The 14141-nt window shown below is 70.7% G+C and carries 15 protein-coding genes; 7 read left to right on the forward strand and 8 right to left on the reverse strand.

Annotated features, from left to right (window positions below; genetic code table 11):
• Window positions 1–50 precede the first annotated feature (50 nt).
• The gene (locus AC067U_RS01290; protein ID WP_478828251.1) at window positions 51–473 is read left to right on the forward strand and encodes a Fur family transcriptional regulator; all 423 of its coding nucleotides are present in this window, start codon (window positions 51–53) and stop codon (window positions 471–473) included.
• A gap of 63 nt (window positions 474–536) precedes the next feature.
• On the opposite strand, the gene AC067U_RS01295 is transcribed toward AC067U_RS01290, so the two are convergent.
• The gene (locus AC067U_RS01295; RefSeq protein WP_478827532.1) at window positions 537–1463 is read right to left on the reverse strand and encodes a hypothetical protein; all 927 of its coding nucleotides are present in this window, start codon (window positions 1461–1463) and stop codon (window positions 537–539) included.
• Entirely contained in the window at window positions 1460–2872 is a 1413-nt protein-coding gene (locus tag AC067U_RS01300) for a phenylacetate--CoA ligase family protein (RefSeq protein ID WP_478827533.1), read from the reverse strand. The genes AC067U_RS01295 and AC067U_RS01300 overlap by 4 nt, the downstream gene beginning before the upstream one ends.
• Window positions 2873–3272: 400 nt before the next feature.
• Between AC067U_RS01300 and AC067U_RS01305 the strand changes: the two genes are divergently transcribed.
• Entirely contained in the window at window positions 3273–4031 is a 759-nt protein-coding gene (locus AC067U_RS01305) for a helix-turn-helix domain-containing protein (protein WP_478827534.1), read from the forward strand.
• On the opposite strand, the gene AC067U_RS01310 is transcribed toward AC067U_RS01305, so the two are convergent.
• Complete coding sequence (locus AC067U_RS01310; RefSeq protein WP_478827535.1) at window positions 3955–5253, reverse strand: isochorismate synthase; 1299 nt, start codon at window positions 5251–5253, stop codon at window positions 3955–3957. The genes AC067U_RS01305 and AC067U_RS01310 overlap by 77 nt on opposite strands.
• 41 nt (window positions 5254–5294) lie before the next feature.
• Complete coding sequence (locus AC067U_RS01315; RefSeq protein WP_478827536.1) at window positions 5295–6077, reverse strand: SDR family oxidoreductase; 783 nt, start codon at window positions 6075–6077, stop codon at window positions 5295–5297.
• A gap of 299 nt (window positions 6078–6376) precedes the next feature.
• Between AC067U_RS01315 and AC067U_RS01320 the strand changes: the two genes are divergently transcribed.
• On the forward strand, window positions 6377–7030 hold the full coding sequence (locus AC067U_RS01320; RefSeq protein ID WP_478827537.1) for an isochorismatase family protein: 654 nt from the start codon (window positions 6377–6379) through the stop codon (window positions 7028–7030).
• A 131-nt stretch (window positions 7031–7161) separates the two neighbouring features.
• Window positions 7162–7827 (forward strand): hypothetical protein, encoded by a 666-nt coding sequence (locus AC067U_RS01325; protein WP_478827538.1) that lies wholly within the window; start codon window positions 7162–7164, stop codon window positions 7825–7827.
• A 146-nt stretch (window positions 7828–7973) separates the two neighbouring features.
• Here AC067U_RS01325 and AC067U_RS01330 read toward each other — a convergent pair whose 3' ends face one another.
• Entirely contained in the window at window positions 7974–9002 is a 1029-nt protein-coding gene (locus AC067U_RS01330; RefSeq protein WP_478827539.1) for a hypothetical protein, read from the reverse strand.
• 179 nt (window positions 9003–9181) lie between these two features.
• Here AC067U_RS01330 and AC067U_RS01335 point away from each other — a divergent pair, with 179 nt between their 5' ends.
• On the forward strand, window positions 9182–9337 hold the full coding sequence (locus tag AC067U_RS01335; protein ID WP_478827540.1) for a hypothetical protein: 156 nt from the start codon (window positions 9182–9184) through the stop codon (window positions 9335–9337).
• Window positions 9338–9390: 53 nt separating this feature from the next.
• Here AC067U_RS01335 and AC067U_RS01340 read toward each other — a convergent pair whose 3' ends face one another.
• From AC067U_RS01340 to AC067U_RS01350, 3 genes are all read right to left on the reverse strand, one after another.
• Entirely contained in the window at window positions 9391–9606 is a 216-nt protein-coding gene (locus tag AC067U_RS01340) for a hypothetical protein (protein WP_478827541.1), read from the reverse strand.
• 935 nt (window positions 9607–10541) lie between these two features.
• Entirely contained in the window at window positions 10542–10703 is a 162-nt protein-coding gene (locus AC067U_RS01345; RefSeq protein WP_478827542.1) for a hypothetical protein, read from the reverse strand.
• A gap of 384 nt (window positions 10704–11087) precedes the next feature.
• Window positions 11088–11609 (reverse strand): helix-turn-helix domain-containing protein, encoded by a 522-nt coding sequence (locus tag AC067U_RS01350; RefSeq protein ID WP_478827543.1) that lies wholly within the window; start codon window positions 11607–11609, stop codon window positions 11088–11090.
• 442 nt (window positions 11610–12051) lie between these two features.
• Here AC067U_RS01350 and AC067U_RS01355 point away from each other — a divergent pair, with 442 nt between their 5' ends.
• Together AC067U_RS01355 and AC067U_RS01360 are read left to right on the forward strand one after the other, a co-directional pair.
• Window positions 12052–12444: a hypothetical protein gene (locus tag AC067U_RS01355; protein WP_478827544.1), complete on the forward strand. Its 393-nt coding sequence runs from the start codon at window positions 12052–12054 to the stop codon at window positions 12442–12444.
• A gap of 138 nt (window positions 12445–12582) precedes the next feature.
• Entirely contained in the window at window positions 12583–13887 is a 1305-nt protein-coding gene (locus AC067U_RS01360) for a hypothetical protein (protein WP_478827545.1), read from the forward strand.
• Window positions 13888–14141: the final 254 nt, after the last annotated feature.

The following is a 14141-nucleotide window of genomic DNA, read 5'->3' on the forward strand; positions in this document are numbered from 1 at the left end:
ACCGTACGGATTCATTCTGTAGACACGCTCAAGTAAGGCTGGTGGGGGCAGTGAGCGACCTGCTGGAACGGCTTCGCGAACGCGGCTGGCGGATGACCGCACAGCGCCGGGTGGTGGCCGAAGTACTGGACGGCGAACACGTCCACCTCACGGCGGACGAGGTGCTCGCCCGGGCCACCGCCCGGCTGCCCGAGGTCTCCCGGGCGACGGTCTACAACACGCTCAGTGAGCTCGTGTCACTGGGCGAGGTCGCCGAGGTGACCACCGACGGCCGCGCCAAGCGCTACGACCCGAACGCGCACAGTCCGCACCAGCACCTGGTCTGCTCGGGCTGTGGCACGATCCGGGACGTCCACCCGGCGGGCGACCAGCTGGCCGACCTGCCCGCCGCCGAGCGGTTCGGCTTCGCCCTCTCCGGGGTCGAGATGACCTACCGGGGCCTGTGCCCGGACTGTGCCGGTACCGGCTCCTGACGTGCGGAAGCCGCCCTCCCGGGTGACCGGGGAGGGCGGCCTGGGGCCACGCGCGGCGGGAGCTCAGGGCGTGGTGCGGGCCACGGTGGTGCCCGCGCTGGGCACCGGCGGACGCTGCCGCGGGAGCCGCGGGGCTTCGCGGCGGAAGACCACGTCGGCCATCCGCCGTTCCGGCCCCCGGCGGCGGAGCACCCGGTAGCCGATGAAGGCCGCCGGCCCGAAGAACACCTGGGCCGGGACGAGGGCGGGGGCGTCGCCGCTGACCGCGGTGATCAGGTGCTGCAGGGCCACGGGGGCCACGGCACCGCAGAGGAGGACCAGGACGAGCCCGGTCCGCAGGCCGGCCTTCCCGTACGCCTTGTACGCGGTGGTGGTGAAGAGCGCGTAGGCCAGCAGATCGCCCATGCCGACCACGCCGCCGAGGTCCTCTCCTATGCGCAGGCCGGCGGCGGGCGCGTACGGATAGCCCTGGACGGCGTCGGCGAGCTCCTGGGTCAGCGGGACGACCCAGGCGAAGAACGCGTCGTACGCGGCGAGCGCGAGCAGGAACCGGGCCACGTTCGCTAGCCGGATGCCGCCCTGGACGTTGAGGTTGGTGGCGGACACGACGACCAGCCCGACGACGCAGCTGTTCGCCACCCAGTACGGGGGTGCGGTCTCGCCGAAGGCCGTGTGGCAGACCAGCACGCTCGCGATCAGCGCGAGGATCAGCGCCCAGCGCAGCCGGCCGTTCCCGATGAGCGGCTGGTAGCCGACGGAGAGCCCGCCCGCGAAGACCAGTGCGAGCACGACCGGGAGGACGGCACCGGGCAGCGCGAGGTAGACGTACGGCAGGGCCAGGACGAAGCCCATCATGAGGAGGATGTCGGCGCCGTTGAAGACGCCGACGGGCGGCCTGGGGGTGCGTACGGCGCGGAAGTAGGCGACGGCGCCGACGACCACCGCGAGCGCCAGGACGGTGGTGACCGCGAGCTGGAAGAAGACGCTCATGCATGGCTCCGGGTGAAGGTGTGCTCCAGCAGGTCGCAGCGGAGGGGGAAGCGGAGCGCGGCCTCGGCGTCGTCCAGGGGCAGGACCGTGACCTGCGCGTCGATGCCGCGGTCCGCCAGGAGTCCGGTCACCTCGGCGGCGCCGAGCTCACGGGAGGCGACCTGCACGTGGAGCCGTCCGTCGGCTCCGACGTCCGCCCGGTGGCGCAGCGGCCAGGGCAGGCCGGGGGTGCCGTCCAGGGCCTCCACGATGTCGCGCGGGGTCACCACGGACCCGGCGGTGCGGTACAGCCCGCCCGCCTTGCCGAGGATCTGGGAGACCGCGGGCACCGCGGCGAGTTCGCAGTCGGGTTCGCCGTCCAGGGTGCGGACCACGTCACCGGTGTTGTAGCGGAGGACGGGCATGCACTCCCGGTAGGGGTAGTACGGGGTGACCGTCAGCTCGCCGAGGCGGCCGGGGGCCGCGGGCTCGCCCGTCTCCAGGTCGAGCACCTCGGTGTACCCCATGGTGGGGTCGATGTGGAGGTGGCGCCGGCTGCAGGTGCGGCCGCCGACCGGCAGCAGCTCGGTCATGCCGAAGTTGTCGCCGACGGTCTCGGCGCCGAAGGTGTCGCGCAGGGCGTCCGTGAGCGCCCGGGACATGATCTCCCCGCCGGCGTACACGGCCCGCAGTCCGAAGTCGCCGGGGCCGTAGCCGCGTTGCCGGGCGGCGGTGACCATGCGGGCGAGGTAGCTGGGGTTGCCGGTGAGCAGGGTGGCCGGGCTGCCGTTCCGGCCGAAGAGGTGCTCGACGGACTCCTCCGGCGGGACCTGGCCCACCACGTGGCAGGAGGCGTTGACCAGCCGGCACACCTCGACGTCCTCCTGCACGGCGGCGGTCGCCCGGGAGCTGAGGTTGATCTGCATCCGGTCGCCGGGCCGGATGTCGCCGCGCAGCACCACGGAGAGTGCGATCAGCGCGGGCCAGAGTTCCATCTCGTAGCGGGAGAGCCAGATCTGCACGGGACGGCCGGTGGTGCCGGTGGTCTGCGTCACCAGATAGGGCTTGCCGCACAGGAAGTCGGCGGGGCGCTCGACCAGATCGGCCTTGCGGGTCACCGGGATCGAGGTGAGCGTCTGGGTGGTCAGCCCGTCGAGGTCGGTCCCCGCGAGCCGCTCACGGTAGAACGGGGAGCGCTTGGCGAGGCGGCGCACGGTCCGCTGGAGGGCCCGGTTCTGCAGGTCCTGCCGTTCCTCCGGGTCCGCGAAGGGGCCGTCGGCCAGTTCCTCGACGTCGTCGCCGAGCGAGCCGAACTCCTCGAGCGTGGCGAGGGCGTCGGCGACCAGCCGCTCCACGGTCCGTACGTTCAGCCGTCGGCCGAACACCATGGACGTCGCCACCCGGACCTGCCGGACACCGGTCTCCAGCACTCGTGCCTCCCTCTCCGTTGCGTGACGCAGGGGTGGGGGGGGCGCGCCGCCCCCACCCCCGGTGTGCGTGTCAGCTGGCAGAACAAGAAGCGAAGAACACCGCCGTCATGGCGGACATGACGTACTTGAACTGCTTGGCGCTGGTCTTGATGGCGCTCATCGGTTCCTCCTTGTTTCGTTCCGGGTGGACGGTGTCCGGGCTTCCCCGAGGGGGCCCGGTCGTTGCGTCCTTGGGTGACAACACACTGGCGCGAACCGGGACCACGGGCAATGATCGGGTCCGTTCAACGGACCGGCGGAAGCGGAGGACGGCAACACCTTTCTCCCTGATCAGCCGGGACTAACGGGGAGTTGCGGGGCCGTCCGAACGACGGTGCCCGCACGAGAGGGGGAACCGCTCATGGCCAGATCCGGCACCGAGGGGCGGGGCGTTCTGGAGGGTGCGTTCGCACTCATGGAAGTGCTGGCACACAGCGACGAGGTCGGGCTGACCCGCCTGGCGGCCGACGCCGAACTGCCGAAGGCGACGGCGCACCGGCTGCTGGGACAGCTGGTGGCGCTCGGCGCGGTGCAGAGCAGCGCGGGCCGCTACCGGCTCGGCCCGAGGACCTTCCGGCTGGGCGTGGGCTGGCATCCGGCGCGTGCGCTGCGCGCGGCGGCGGCCCGTCCGCTGCGTGAACTCGCCTCCCTGAGCGGCGGGCCGAGTCTCACCCTGTCGGTGCCCGAGGCGGGGCACACGATCGTCGTCGGGGGCCTGCGCGGTGAGGCGGACGAGTTCGCCCCGCTGCATCCCGGCGTGGTCCTGCCGCCCGGGAGCGCGGCCGAGCTGATCCTCACGGCGTACCGGCCGGACGCGGGCCCTCCCGAGGGGTGGTCGGCGTCGGCGTGGTCCGTGGAGGCGGCGCGGATCCGGGAGCGGGGGCTGGCCTTCGAGTACGGCCGGTGCGTGAGCACGCTCTCCTCCGTGGCGGCACCGGTGTTATCCGCGTACGACAGCGTGGTGGCCGCGGTGGCGGCCACCGGTCCGGACCCCGCGCAGATCGCTCCGCTCGGCGAGGCGGTGGGCCGCGCGGCGGCGCTGATCAGCACCAATCTGTCCCGCCTGCCGGCCACGCCCGGGCAGCGGCGGCGGGAGCCGTCGCCCGTCCGCGGAGCGTGAACGCCCCGGTCGTGGGGTCGGCGGCGGGGGTCGCGCGGGCGTTCGCGCCGGGGGTCGCGCGGGAGTTCGCGTCGGGGTTCGCGCCGGAGTTCGCGTCGGCGTGTGCGTCTGGGTACGCGTCTTGATCGGCGTACGCGTCTTGATCGGCTCGGAGAGCGCTGAGTACGGTGGTCATCTTGACGGCGGTCTCGGCGTGTTCGGCGTACGGGTCGGAGCCGGTGACGATCCCGGCTCCGGCCCAGGCGGTCAGCCCGCCGGCCGAGAGCTCGCCGCAGCGCAGGGCGATGACCCAGCTGCCGTCCCCGCGGGTGTCCGTCCAGCCGAGGATGCCGGTGAAGTAGCGGCGGGAGGACGGCTCCAGTTCTCGGATGAGGCGGCGGGCGGCCTCCCTGGGCAGTCCGCACACGGCGGGTGTCGGGTGCAGCGCGGCGGCGATGTGCAGGGCGCTGGGGGCGGGGTGCCGGAGAGTGGCCCGGATGGTGGTGGACAGGTGCCAGAGCTGGGGCGTGGCCGTGAGCACGGGCGTGGCGGGCAAGTGGAGGCGTTCGCAGGAGGGCCGCAGCTGACGGGTGATCTCCTCGACGAGCAGGGCGTGTTCGTGGCGGTCCTTGGCCGAGGCGAGCAGGCTCCGCCCGGCGGCCGCGTCGGCGGCGGCCGTGACGCCCCGCGGCGCGCTGCCGGCCAGGCGGTACCAGAGGGCGGAAACGTCGGCCGGGCGGGGACTATGGGGGCCGTGGGGGAGGTGGGGAACGTGGGGCTGGTGGGGACCATAGGGCAGATGGGGGCCGTGGGGCAGATGGCAACTGCGGGCGAGGACCACCTTGTCGAGGGCGCCCGCCCGGATCCGGTCGACCGCCGTGGTCACGGCAGCGGGGTAGCCGGGGTCGTCCGGCGCGTACCCGCGGGGCGGGGCGGGGGCCGGTGCCGGTGCGGGTGCCGGCCCCGGTGCACCCGTACGGGCCCGCCCGGGTGCCGGCCGTCGTGTGTGCCCCAGGGGTGCCAGGGTCAGCACGGCCGGTTCCGTCCCGTCGAACGGGAGGACGCCGACGACCGCCGTGCCGGGCGCGGCGGACGCCAGCGCCCGTTCGGCCACCGCCGCCGCCTCCCTGCCCTGCCCGGCCCCCGGTCCGACGTGCAGGGCCGTTCCCGGGCCCGCCTGGACCAGGGCGCCGGGCACGGCCATGGCCCAGTGGCCGGCCGGCCTGCGTGTACGACTGCCCACCCGGTGCATCCTCCGTCCGTTCGTGCCGTCGTCCGGACGGCTCAGCCGTGGAGCGCGGCGCCCCCGTCGACGTACAGGCTGTGCAGCGTGATGTGCCGGGCCTGGTCGGAGAGCAGGAAGACCACGGCGTCGGCGATGTCCTCGGGTGCCGCGACCCGGCCCACGGGAATCCCGGTGCGGTAGGCCGCCGGATCGCCGCGGACGGCGGCGGCTGCGGCGTCCGGGCCGAGCCGCCCCAGCATGGGGGTGTCGGTGGAGCCCGGGCAGACCACGTTGGCGCGGATCCCGAGCGGGGCGATCTCCAGCCCGAGGCTGAGGGTGTACGCGCTCGCCGCCGCCTTGGACGCGGCGTACGCGGCCATCCCTGCCCTGGGGATGCCCGCCGCGTTCGAGGCCACCGTGACGAGGGCGCCCCGGCCGTGACCGGCCATCAGCGCGGCCGCGGCCCTCGACCAGAGGAAGACCCCGGTGGCGTTGACGGCCATGACCGCCGCCCAGTCGGCCGGGGTGCAGGTCAGGGCGGGCCCGCAGCGGAGCACTCCGGCCACGTTCACCAGCGCGGCCAGCGGGCCGAGGTCCTTCTCGACCCGTGCCAGGGTACCCTCGGCGGCGCCGGCGGCCGTGACGTCGCAGGCGTAGCGCAGCAGCACCGGTCCGCCGTACGCCGCGGTGTGCGCGGCGAGCCGGGCGAGTCCGGCCTCGTCCCGGTCGACGGCCGCGACCGCGGCTCCGCAGCGGGCCAGTGCCCGGCACACCGCCGAGCCGATCCCGCCCGCGGCCCCGGTGACCACCACCACGCGTTCCGCCAGTCCCGACAGGTGCACCGCACACCTCCGCGCGCATCCGGGCCGCCGACAGCGCACAGTGGAGCACCGCCGGGCGCAGCCCGACAGGGCGCGTGGGCAGGCCGGCCGTTGTCCCCCGTGCGCCCCCGCACGCCTCTGGACCCGGCCGCCACCCTCCGGTCACGGTCGGACGCGCCCGCTGCCGAACCGCATGACGCCGCGACCGGCCGAAGGCACCGGCACCCGAACGACAGGACGAGGACGAGAGAACGAGAACGAGCACGAGAACAGAACGAGCACGAGGACGAGGACAAGGACGACGGGAGACCAACCGCCCCATGGCCCTGCCCACCATCGAGCCGTACGCCCTGCCCACCGCGACCGGCCTCCCGGACACCCGGCTCCGGCACTGGCTGCCCGACCCGGAGCGGGCGGCCCTGCTCGTCCACGACATGCAGCGCTACTTCCTGCGGCCCTACGCCGACCGGGAGCCCCTCCCCGAGGTCGTCGCCAACATCGGCGCCCTCGCGGCGCGCGCCCGCGCCGCCGGGGTCCCCGTCCTCTACACCCGCCAGCCTCCCCGCCAGCCTGCGGCCCGGCGCGGTCTGCTCGCCGATCTGTGGGGCCCCGGGCCGGGCGGCCGGCCCGATGACACCGACATCCCCGGTGCGCTGGGACCACGGCCGGGCGACACGGTCCTCACCAAACACCGCTACAGCGCCTTCCACGGCACCCCGCTGCTCGCCCTGCTCCGGCGGGCCCGCCGCGACCAACTGCTCGTCACCGGGGTCTACGCCCACCTCGGCTGCCTGCTGACCTGTGCCGACGCCTTCATGAACGACATCCAGCCGTTCCTCCTCGCGGACGCCACCGCCGACTTCGACGCCGCCTCGCACCGGATGGCCCTCGACTACGCCGCCGCGCGCTGCGCCAGACCGGCCACGACCGCCTTCGTCGTGACCGCCCTGGGCGGAGCCGCTCCCGGAGGGTGACGCGTACGGGCGTCATCCGGCCGCGCGCGTCCCGCGCGCCGATGCGCCCCTGCCACTCCCCTGGACCGGATCCCACCCTCGGACCACAGTGCTCGCGTCGATCGATCCGGCCCCGACCACGAGGGACGACCATGATCCACATCAGCGAAACCCTGGTTCTGCAGACCGTCGAAGAGTTCCTGACCGACGACGACCTCGCGCGCCTGCTCAAGATCATGGACACCGAACTGGCCGCCACCGGCTGGCAGCCCCGTTTCCAGGCGGAGGTGATCCCCGCCCCGGCGGCGGCCCGGGAGATCCTGCAGGCCGCGACCGCACGCGCGTTGCCGGCGATCCGGCGGTCCATCCCCTCGGCCACCGCGGCCGCCAAGTGGGCCTACACCGAACTGGGGCCGGGCGACGCGATACACACCCACCTCGACGGCATCCCGCACCCAGCGAAACCGCCGCGCCGCATCGGCCGGATCGGCGTCGTCGTCCAGGCGGCCGAGGCCGGCGGCGAGTTCTACGTCGAGACCACCTCCAGCCCGGGCGTCTGGAGCGGCCGGGAGGTCGGCGAGAGCGAGGGCTACCTCGCCGGAACTCCCCTGACCCACGTCCTGGAACACGCCCCCGACCGCGCCGACCTGCACGACACCACCCCCGAGTGGCTGGCCGGCGCCCCCCGCAGCCGCTGGACCAGCCAGGCCGGCCCCGGCGTGGCCGTCGCCTACGGCGCCCATGTCATCCACGGTGTGACCCCCGTCCGCTCCGGCCGCCTGCGCAAGTTCGTCGCCAACCTCTGCGACACCCCGTAGGACACGCCTCCCGACTCCCGGCTCCCTGCCCCGCGCCGCCGGCATGTGGGCGGGGGCCTGGATGTCCGACGTGCGGGCCCTGTCGGGCGAAAACGCTCGAGGGGCCGTTTCAGATCTCTCTGAAACGGCCCCTCGAGCTGCGACTTTCACAAGTCGGGACGACAGGATTTGAACCTGCGACCCCTTGACCCCCAGGCAGCGTCGCCGCCATCGCGGGAGTCGAAGCGCCCCTTCTGACGGACGCGCTCGCCCTCGCGGCTGCGGCGGCCACCTCGTGGGCCTCTCCCGTCCGCGGCCTGGCCGTCATGTCTACGCACAGCGATGATCAGAACGGGACACGCCCGACCTGCGCCCCACCTGGGCGATGATGCCCAGCATGCCTGCAAGGGTGCCTGGGTACGCGTGGACCTGTTCTCGGGCTCGCGCCTCCATGCCTTCGGGGCCACGAAGAAGCCGGCGGTCGTACCTGCGGGGTGCTGCTGGCTCCGAGCCGCCTCGGATTGCACCCAGTCGATCCGGTGCACCCTGCGCGCTTCGAGGAGGTCCTCTTCGCAGACCTCCTCGGCGCCGAGCCGTGCCGTCAGCCGCTGAGCGGCCACCTTGAGCACGATGGAATCGGTCACCGTCAAGGGCATGTCCGGTCGACCGATGCCGCGCTCCAGCAGGGGTACGCTGGCAGTACGCCATGGCGAGCACAGAGCCGTGAGCGCCGAGTGCAGTTTCTCCCAGTCCGGTTTACGGGTCCGCTCCCCCTCCTCGATGAGCAGTTGGACGATGCGGCGCTGCTGGTACGTGGCGGAGGGGTGGGCGAACTGGTCCACGATGCGGCGGGCGTTCTCCTGCCGCCGGGCCCTGTTCGTCTTGCCGGTGGTCTGCGCATACGTGCGAAGCGCTCTGCGCGCCTGCCCCACCGGGACGACGGTGTCATCGGTGAGCCAGACAAACAGCACCACCGGAATCAAGGTGTGGTGGCGAATCCGCTTGAGCGGGGACCGCTTGCGGGCTTGTAGCAGTTCGCTGAACAGACGGCGCTGCACCGCGGGGAACACGCCGGGGTCACGACCGTGCTGCGTGGATTCGTGGAACTCGGGTGCAGCCAGAAGGCCGACCTCCACCCAGTCAGTGATCATCCTGGCGGAGACCTGCTCGACACCAAGGGCTTCCGCATCGCGCACGAGATCGTCCGCTGTGCCCGGCTCCCACTCCTTGACGTTCTGGAAGTTACACCGAGACGGGGGCCGTTTCCGGGCCGGCTCTGCCTTTGCCGCGGCAGGGTGATGTGCGTCAGACAGGAGCCCTTGCGCAGCTGGCCGGACGGTACCGAGCGCAACGGCAGGACGCCTTGGAGGATTCCATGACTCGACGCAAGCGGCGCCGCGCACACCCCCGTCCGGCTCGAGCCGGACGGAGGCAGGAAGGCAACCTGGTGGACAGGGTGCTGGGCGCGTTCGTGACCGGTGTGGTGGCAGTGATCGTCAAGGAAGCAGCCAACCTTCTTCATCGCGGCTGAGGGAGCCGACAGGGCTGGACGCCGCGCCGGCCAACTGGTTGGCCGAAGCGGCCTCACCCTTCTGCTTTGCTGGTCGAGCCGGCCGATGCCGCGCCGAGGAAGATCAACGCAGCCAACAGGACCATCGCGGTCTGGTGGCGCAGGGGAAGCGACTCCCTCAGATCGTGCGCGATGGTGTTCCGGACGTTCGGCCCCCCACCCGGTTCGACGAGCAGCAGCAGGAAGCTCCTCGCCCATGCACTTCCGGCCAGATCCGGCCTATCGGCCAAGGAGCGCAGGAGCCCCCCAAGCAGGCCGACGCCGCCGGTGGATTCACCCTTGGCCAGGTGGATCGGAGGCCCTCTATTTGACAGGCTGCCAGAGACGTGGGCCCTGCTGCTTTGGGGGACCCTCAGGGCGCTACAGCAGGTCGCCCAATCTGGGCCGTGAGATCGCGGCCTGGCGCGAGCGACGCACAGCTGGGGAGAGATAATCGCTCAGCCGACGGCAGCCGTCGTCGCGGTATCCGAGATGGCAGTGGTCCGGGCACTGGAACTGGCAGGCAACCGCCTGATGGCCCGGAACGGCCGGGGTGACCGAGGTGCTCTGCAGCGCATGGCCCCCTGGGACCGACACTCGTTCTTCCGCGTGACTACGGCTGGCCGGAGCGGGTTCGTGGCGAGGCGGGACACGATCATCACGCCCCGCTCCCGAGTGCCCTGGGGAGACCACGGGAGGTCAGGATGGGCGCACCGGCCCGGGCCTGAATGATCGGGGGGCGTCGGGGGTCAGGCTCCGCCAGCCGCCCCCGCGCGTCCTGTTCGGAGTCTCGCCCTCCACGATCGGCAGGCCGGTCGGCTGGCGAGGTGCCCCAGGCCGGATGCACGATGCCACTGCAGTACGCACCGAGGGCCGCGAGGAGCAGTTGCGTCTGCACCCGGACGGAGAGCCGAAGTCGATTCCCGCTGTGCCGGCCTGACCCGCGATTCCCCGGCCAGCTCAGCGCCCCGCCGAAGGACCCGGCGACGGACGCCGGGCCGTCCGAGCGCAACTTCTCGCCACCCGTGCCGCGCCCATCTGGACACGGCGAGGCGAGGTTCCCGATGGCACGCTTGACCACCGGTTCATTACGGGGCAGAAGCCTCTGACCCCAATGCCCGCCAGAGCGGACCAAGCCCAACAAGCAACCCCGGCTCATCGGGCAGTCTCTGCGTGCGCCCTCAGGTCAGCGCAGGCCATCCGTGTCGTCGGACTCTTCGCCGACCGGGAGTGGCCGATGGTCGTTCTCCGAGGTCTCGCCATAGACGACCGAGGAGACCGCCCTGTCGTATGCCTCGTCGAGACCGTTCCCGCTTGTGCCGAGGATGTTTTCCCAGTCAATTCCCATATCTGCGATCCTATCCGAACTGCCCGACGGCCTTGGTGACTTGGGACACTGCGGCCGTGCAGCCGCACGGCCTGGAGCTACATCCGCCGACGGATGCACGGGCCCGTGGCCGACCGAAGGCCGACCAGGACGATGTGCCCCTCGACGCACGGATCCACACGACCGGCGTGAGCGGCGACGCGCTGCACGCGATGCTGCACCGGCACCTCGAGCGGCCGGGAAGGATCCGCCGGCATACGACTTGCACAGTCTGCGGGCTGGTCATGTCACCCAGATACGGCGGAACGACGCGAGCACCGAGGAGATCATGCAGGCCGGCCGGTGGCGGAAACCGGGACGGTGAACGTCTGCGACCGGAAGTTCAACCCGGCCGCCCGCACAGCGTCATGCGCCTGGGCCTGGGCCTGGGCCTGTACCCTCTCCGGTCGGCTTGTTGCGGACATCACGCATCCGGACATCGAGAGCGGCCTGGGTCTCCGGGGCGAGCTCGTGGTCGCCGGCGGTTTCAGGGTTGACGCTCAGCGCGTGGGCGCGGAAGGCCTCCCGCTCGGCGGAGAGTTGCCGGATGGTCTGGGTGATCCGGTGGATCTTCTGCAGCAGCCTCTCCCGCTCCTGCTCGGCGATGGCGAGCTCGGCGAGCTGTTTCTGGATCTCAGCCTCGTTTTCCCGGGCGTAGTTGTCGCTGACCAGGGTGATCAGCGGAACCCCGAGAGCCTCGGCAGCGGTGACCGCCTCATCGAGCCTGACCGCACGGGTCTGCTGCTCGATGCGCGTGATGGCAGTGGAGTCAACGTTCGCGCCAAGCAGTGCGGCCATACGGCGCGCCAGCTCTGCCTGGCTGATGCCGAGGCGTTCGCGCTCTTGACGAAGCCGACGGGCGAAAAGGTCACCGGGCAGTGGGTTCATGGCGGTTTGACACTTCCTGGTCAAGATCGCGATCGACGGGGGCAGGCGGGGGCGGCCCACCTCAGGAATCGAGCAGGCCGACGTCGCGGCACTGCTGGAGCAGCACCTTACACATCCCAAACTGCGGATTCCACAGCCGCCCGCCGACCTCAGCGGCCCCGCGCCACCTCCACGACCACGCACCGCGACGTCGATTCGCCTCGTCCCTGAGGCTCTTTCGATGGTCTGTCGATACATCTAGCGCGCCCCTACGATCGACGATTCGAATGGTGTAAGTTAACCACTCAGGATGCACACGTATACGAGTCAGCAAGAGGAGTCGACGGATGCCATCGACCTACTCAGCCCCTATCGCTACCTGCCATGGTAGGTAGTCAACGCTTGTTGCCTTGCGACTCGATGTCACACCACTGAATGAATCGAAAGGCGAGAGGAAAGAAGTATGCCTAAGACCGACGGGGCAGCCGTCCTCACACAGGCACCCCTGCCGAGCGCCGCCTGGGACCTGACCAGCTTCCTGCAGAACGCAAAGTCCCAGGTCCAGCTCTGGGGAGGTTCTGCACTCATGCTGCTCGGCGTTGTCGGCCTGGTCTGGGGCGGCGTGCTCTTGATCAAGAAGCTGATGGCCAACCCGCAGTCCGCCGGCCAACAGCAGGGCTGGGGCACGATCGCGCTCCTCGTTCTCGTCGGCGGAGCTCTGAGCACCGGCGGCTGGACGCTGCTCTCGACGATCGGCTCCGGCGGCCAGCAGACCATTACGGATCTCGGCGGCGGCACGGTGATCGCGCAGACCTTCGACCAGGTCACCGGATTCCTGAGCGGCCCTTCCAAGTAAGGGGCCGTCACGGACTGCGCACACGAACGGGGACAGAGCCATCGAGCGAACCGGGTTGGTTGAGGCGCAAGGCCTCTTCCGACCCGGTTCGCCATACCCGGGCTGGCAGCACGGTGCAGGCGCGAAAGAGAGCAGAACATGGGGATCAGGAACAAGGCGCTGGGCTTCAGTGCGAAGTTCAAGCTTGACTCGCACCACGCGATCGAGCGTTTTGGGGTGTTCTTCGGCATCTTCGCGGTCACGGGCGCGATCGCGATCGGTGCATCAGGGGTCTCGGCATACAAGGCGGGACGTGACTCGCTGTCACAGACGGCGCTGTACACCAGCGACTTCAAAACGTCGAAGACGAATCTCGACGGCACCGTGGACGGGGTCTACACCAACGAGCGCGGCAACAAGGCGCTCGTGATGATGCACTTCAGCCCGACCGCTCAGATCTCGTACAACGCCGCGGACTACAGGGCGTTCCTGCTCGGGTCGGACACCTCACTCAACAGCGAGCCGGTCAGCACCAGCGGGATCAAGGGATCCCTCTACGCCTTCGGCTCGACCGGCTACATCGGGGTCCTCCTGAACGCCGACCGGCCCTTCGACCGTCAGGTGCTGAATCTGACGGTCCGTGCGAATGCCGAACTCACCGCGCCCGGAGCCCAGCCGAAGCAGAGCAGCGGCAAGCTGGCCGGTGACGAGACCTTCACCAAGTACGACCAGTGGCGGGTCTTCTTCAACCCCGGTGCATCCGGGGTCCAGAAGATCGCGGCGCTCAACGCTCCGACCTTCGATCCCGCGCAGGCCTACTACTGGGTCGCACTCAAGAAGAAGGAGACCGAGGCCAGGAAGGCCCTGGACCAGAAGCTCGTCGAGATGCGCGCGAATCTGACGCAGATTCGGTCTTATACGTCCGACCTGCAGACGACGAAGATCGACGGGTTGTTCCTGCGTCCGCCGACCGTTCCGGCCTCGATCGCCACCGACAAGATCACGGGGGTCTCCGCAGCCGAGGCAAAGGATGGTGTCTCGACACTGGCGCTGCAGACCAAGCACGTCGCCCCCGGCGGCTTCGACCTCAACTGGCGTACAGGCAACGTCTACGACGGCTACCTCGATGCCCTGGTGCCGGCCGGACAGAGCTACGCCCAGTTGTTCACCAAGAAGCGTGACGAGGGATCAGATCCGACGATTCAGCAGATCTCGGACATGCAGTGGATTCTCTCGGATGGCACCAGCCTCACCAAGGACTACCAGTCCTCTGACGTGACGATGCGCCCGCTCATGAACATCATGAACAACCTTTCACATGCGTATCAAACCTACTCAGTGAACAAGTCCAAGTACCAGTCGGACCTCTCACTCGACCTGCTCCGACTGGACGTGAGTCTGCGGGACGTGCAGTCCAACAGCACCGTTCGCGACGACAAAGACTTCCTCACCACGCTCCACTGAGTGCGGCGAAGAAGTGTCGGATCCTGCTACCTGGATTGAGCCGGAAAGGAAAATAGCATGGCCGCCGACCAGCCGAATCGGAGCTCCGAGACGGGGACGACGAAGGACCAGCCGGACACGTCGGCGAGTCAGGGGATGCCCCGGCAGGGTCGCGGGACCAAGAGCCTCGATTCGGCGGCGCCCCTGCGCCGCCACAGCAGGATGAAGGCGGCGGCGCCCACCCGAAAGGAGGGCATCGAGAAGCCTCCTGAGGG

This window comes from Streptomyces sp. NPDC043853 (genome assembly GCF_056436025.1).

Coding starts and splice junctions, on each gene's coding strand:
- AC067U_RS01295 (WP_478827532.1), bottom strand. CDS start 1,463: ATGAGCGTCTTCTTCCAGCTCGCGGTCACCACCGTCCTGGCGCTCGCG.
- AC067U_RS01305 (WP_478827534.1), top strand. CDS start 3,273: ATGGCCAGATCCGGCACCGAGGGGCGGGGCGTTCTGGAGGGTGCGTTC.
- AC067U_RS01320 (WP_478827537.1), top strand. CDS start 6,377: ATGGCCCTGCCCACCATCGAGCCGTACGCCCTGCCCACCGCGACCGGC.
- AC067U_RS01325 (WP_478827538.1), top strand. CDS start 7,162: ATGATCCACATCAGCGAAACCCTGGTTCTGCAGACCGTCGAAGAGTTC.
- AC067U_RS01335 (WP_478827540.1), top strand. CDS start 9,182: ATGACTCGACGCAAGCGGCGCCGCGCACACCCCCGTCCGGCTCGAGCC.
- AC067U_RS01345 (WP_478827542.1), bottom strand. CDS start 10,703: ATGGGAATTGACTGGGAAAACATCCTCGGCACAAGCGGGAACGGTCTC.
- AC067U_RS01350 (WP_478827543.1), bottom strand. CDS start 11,609: ATGAACCCACTGCCCGGTGACCTTTTCGCCCGTCGGCTTCGTCAAGAG.
- AC067U_RS01355 (WP_478827544.1), top strand. CDS start 12,052: ATGCCTAAGACCGACGGGGCAGCCGTCCTCACACAGGCACCCCTGCCG.
- AC067U_RS01360 (WP_478827545.1), top strand. CDS start 12,583: ATGGGGATCAGGAACAAGGCGCTGGGCTTCAGTGCGAAGTTCAAGCTT.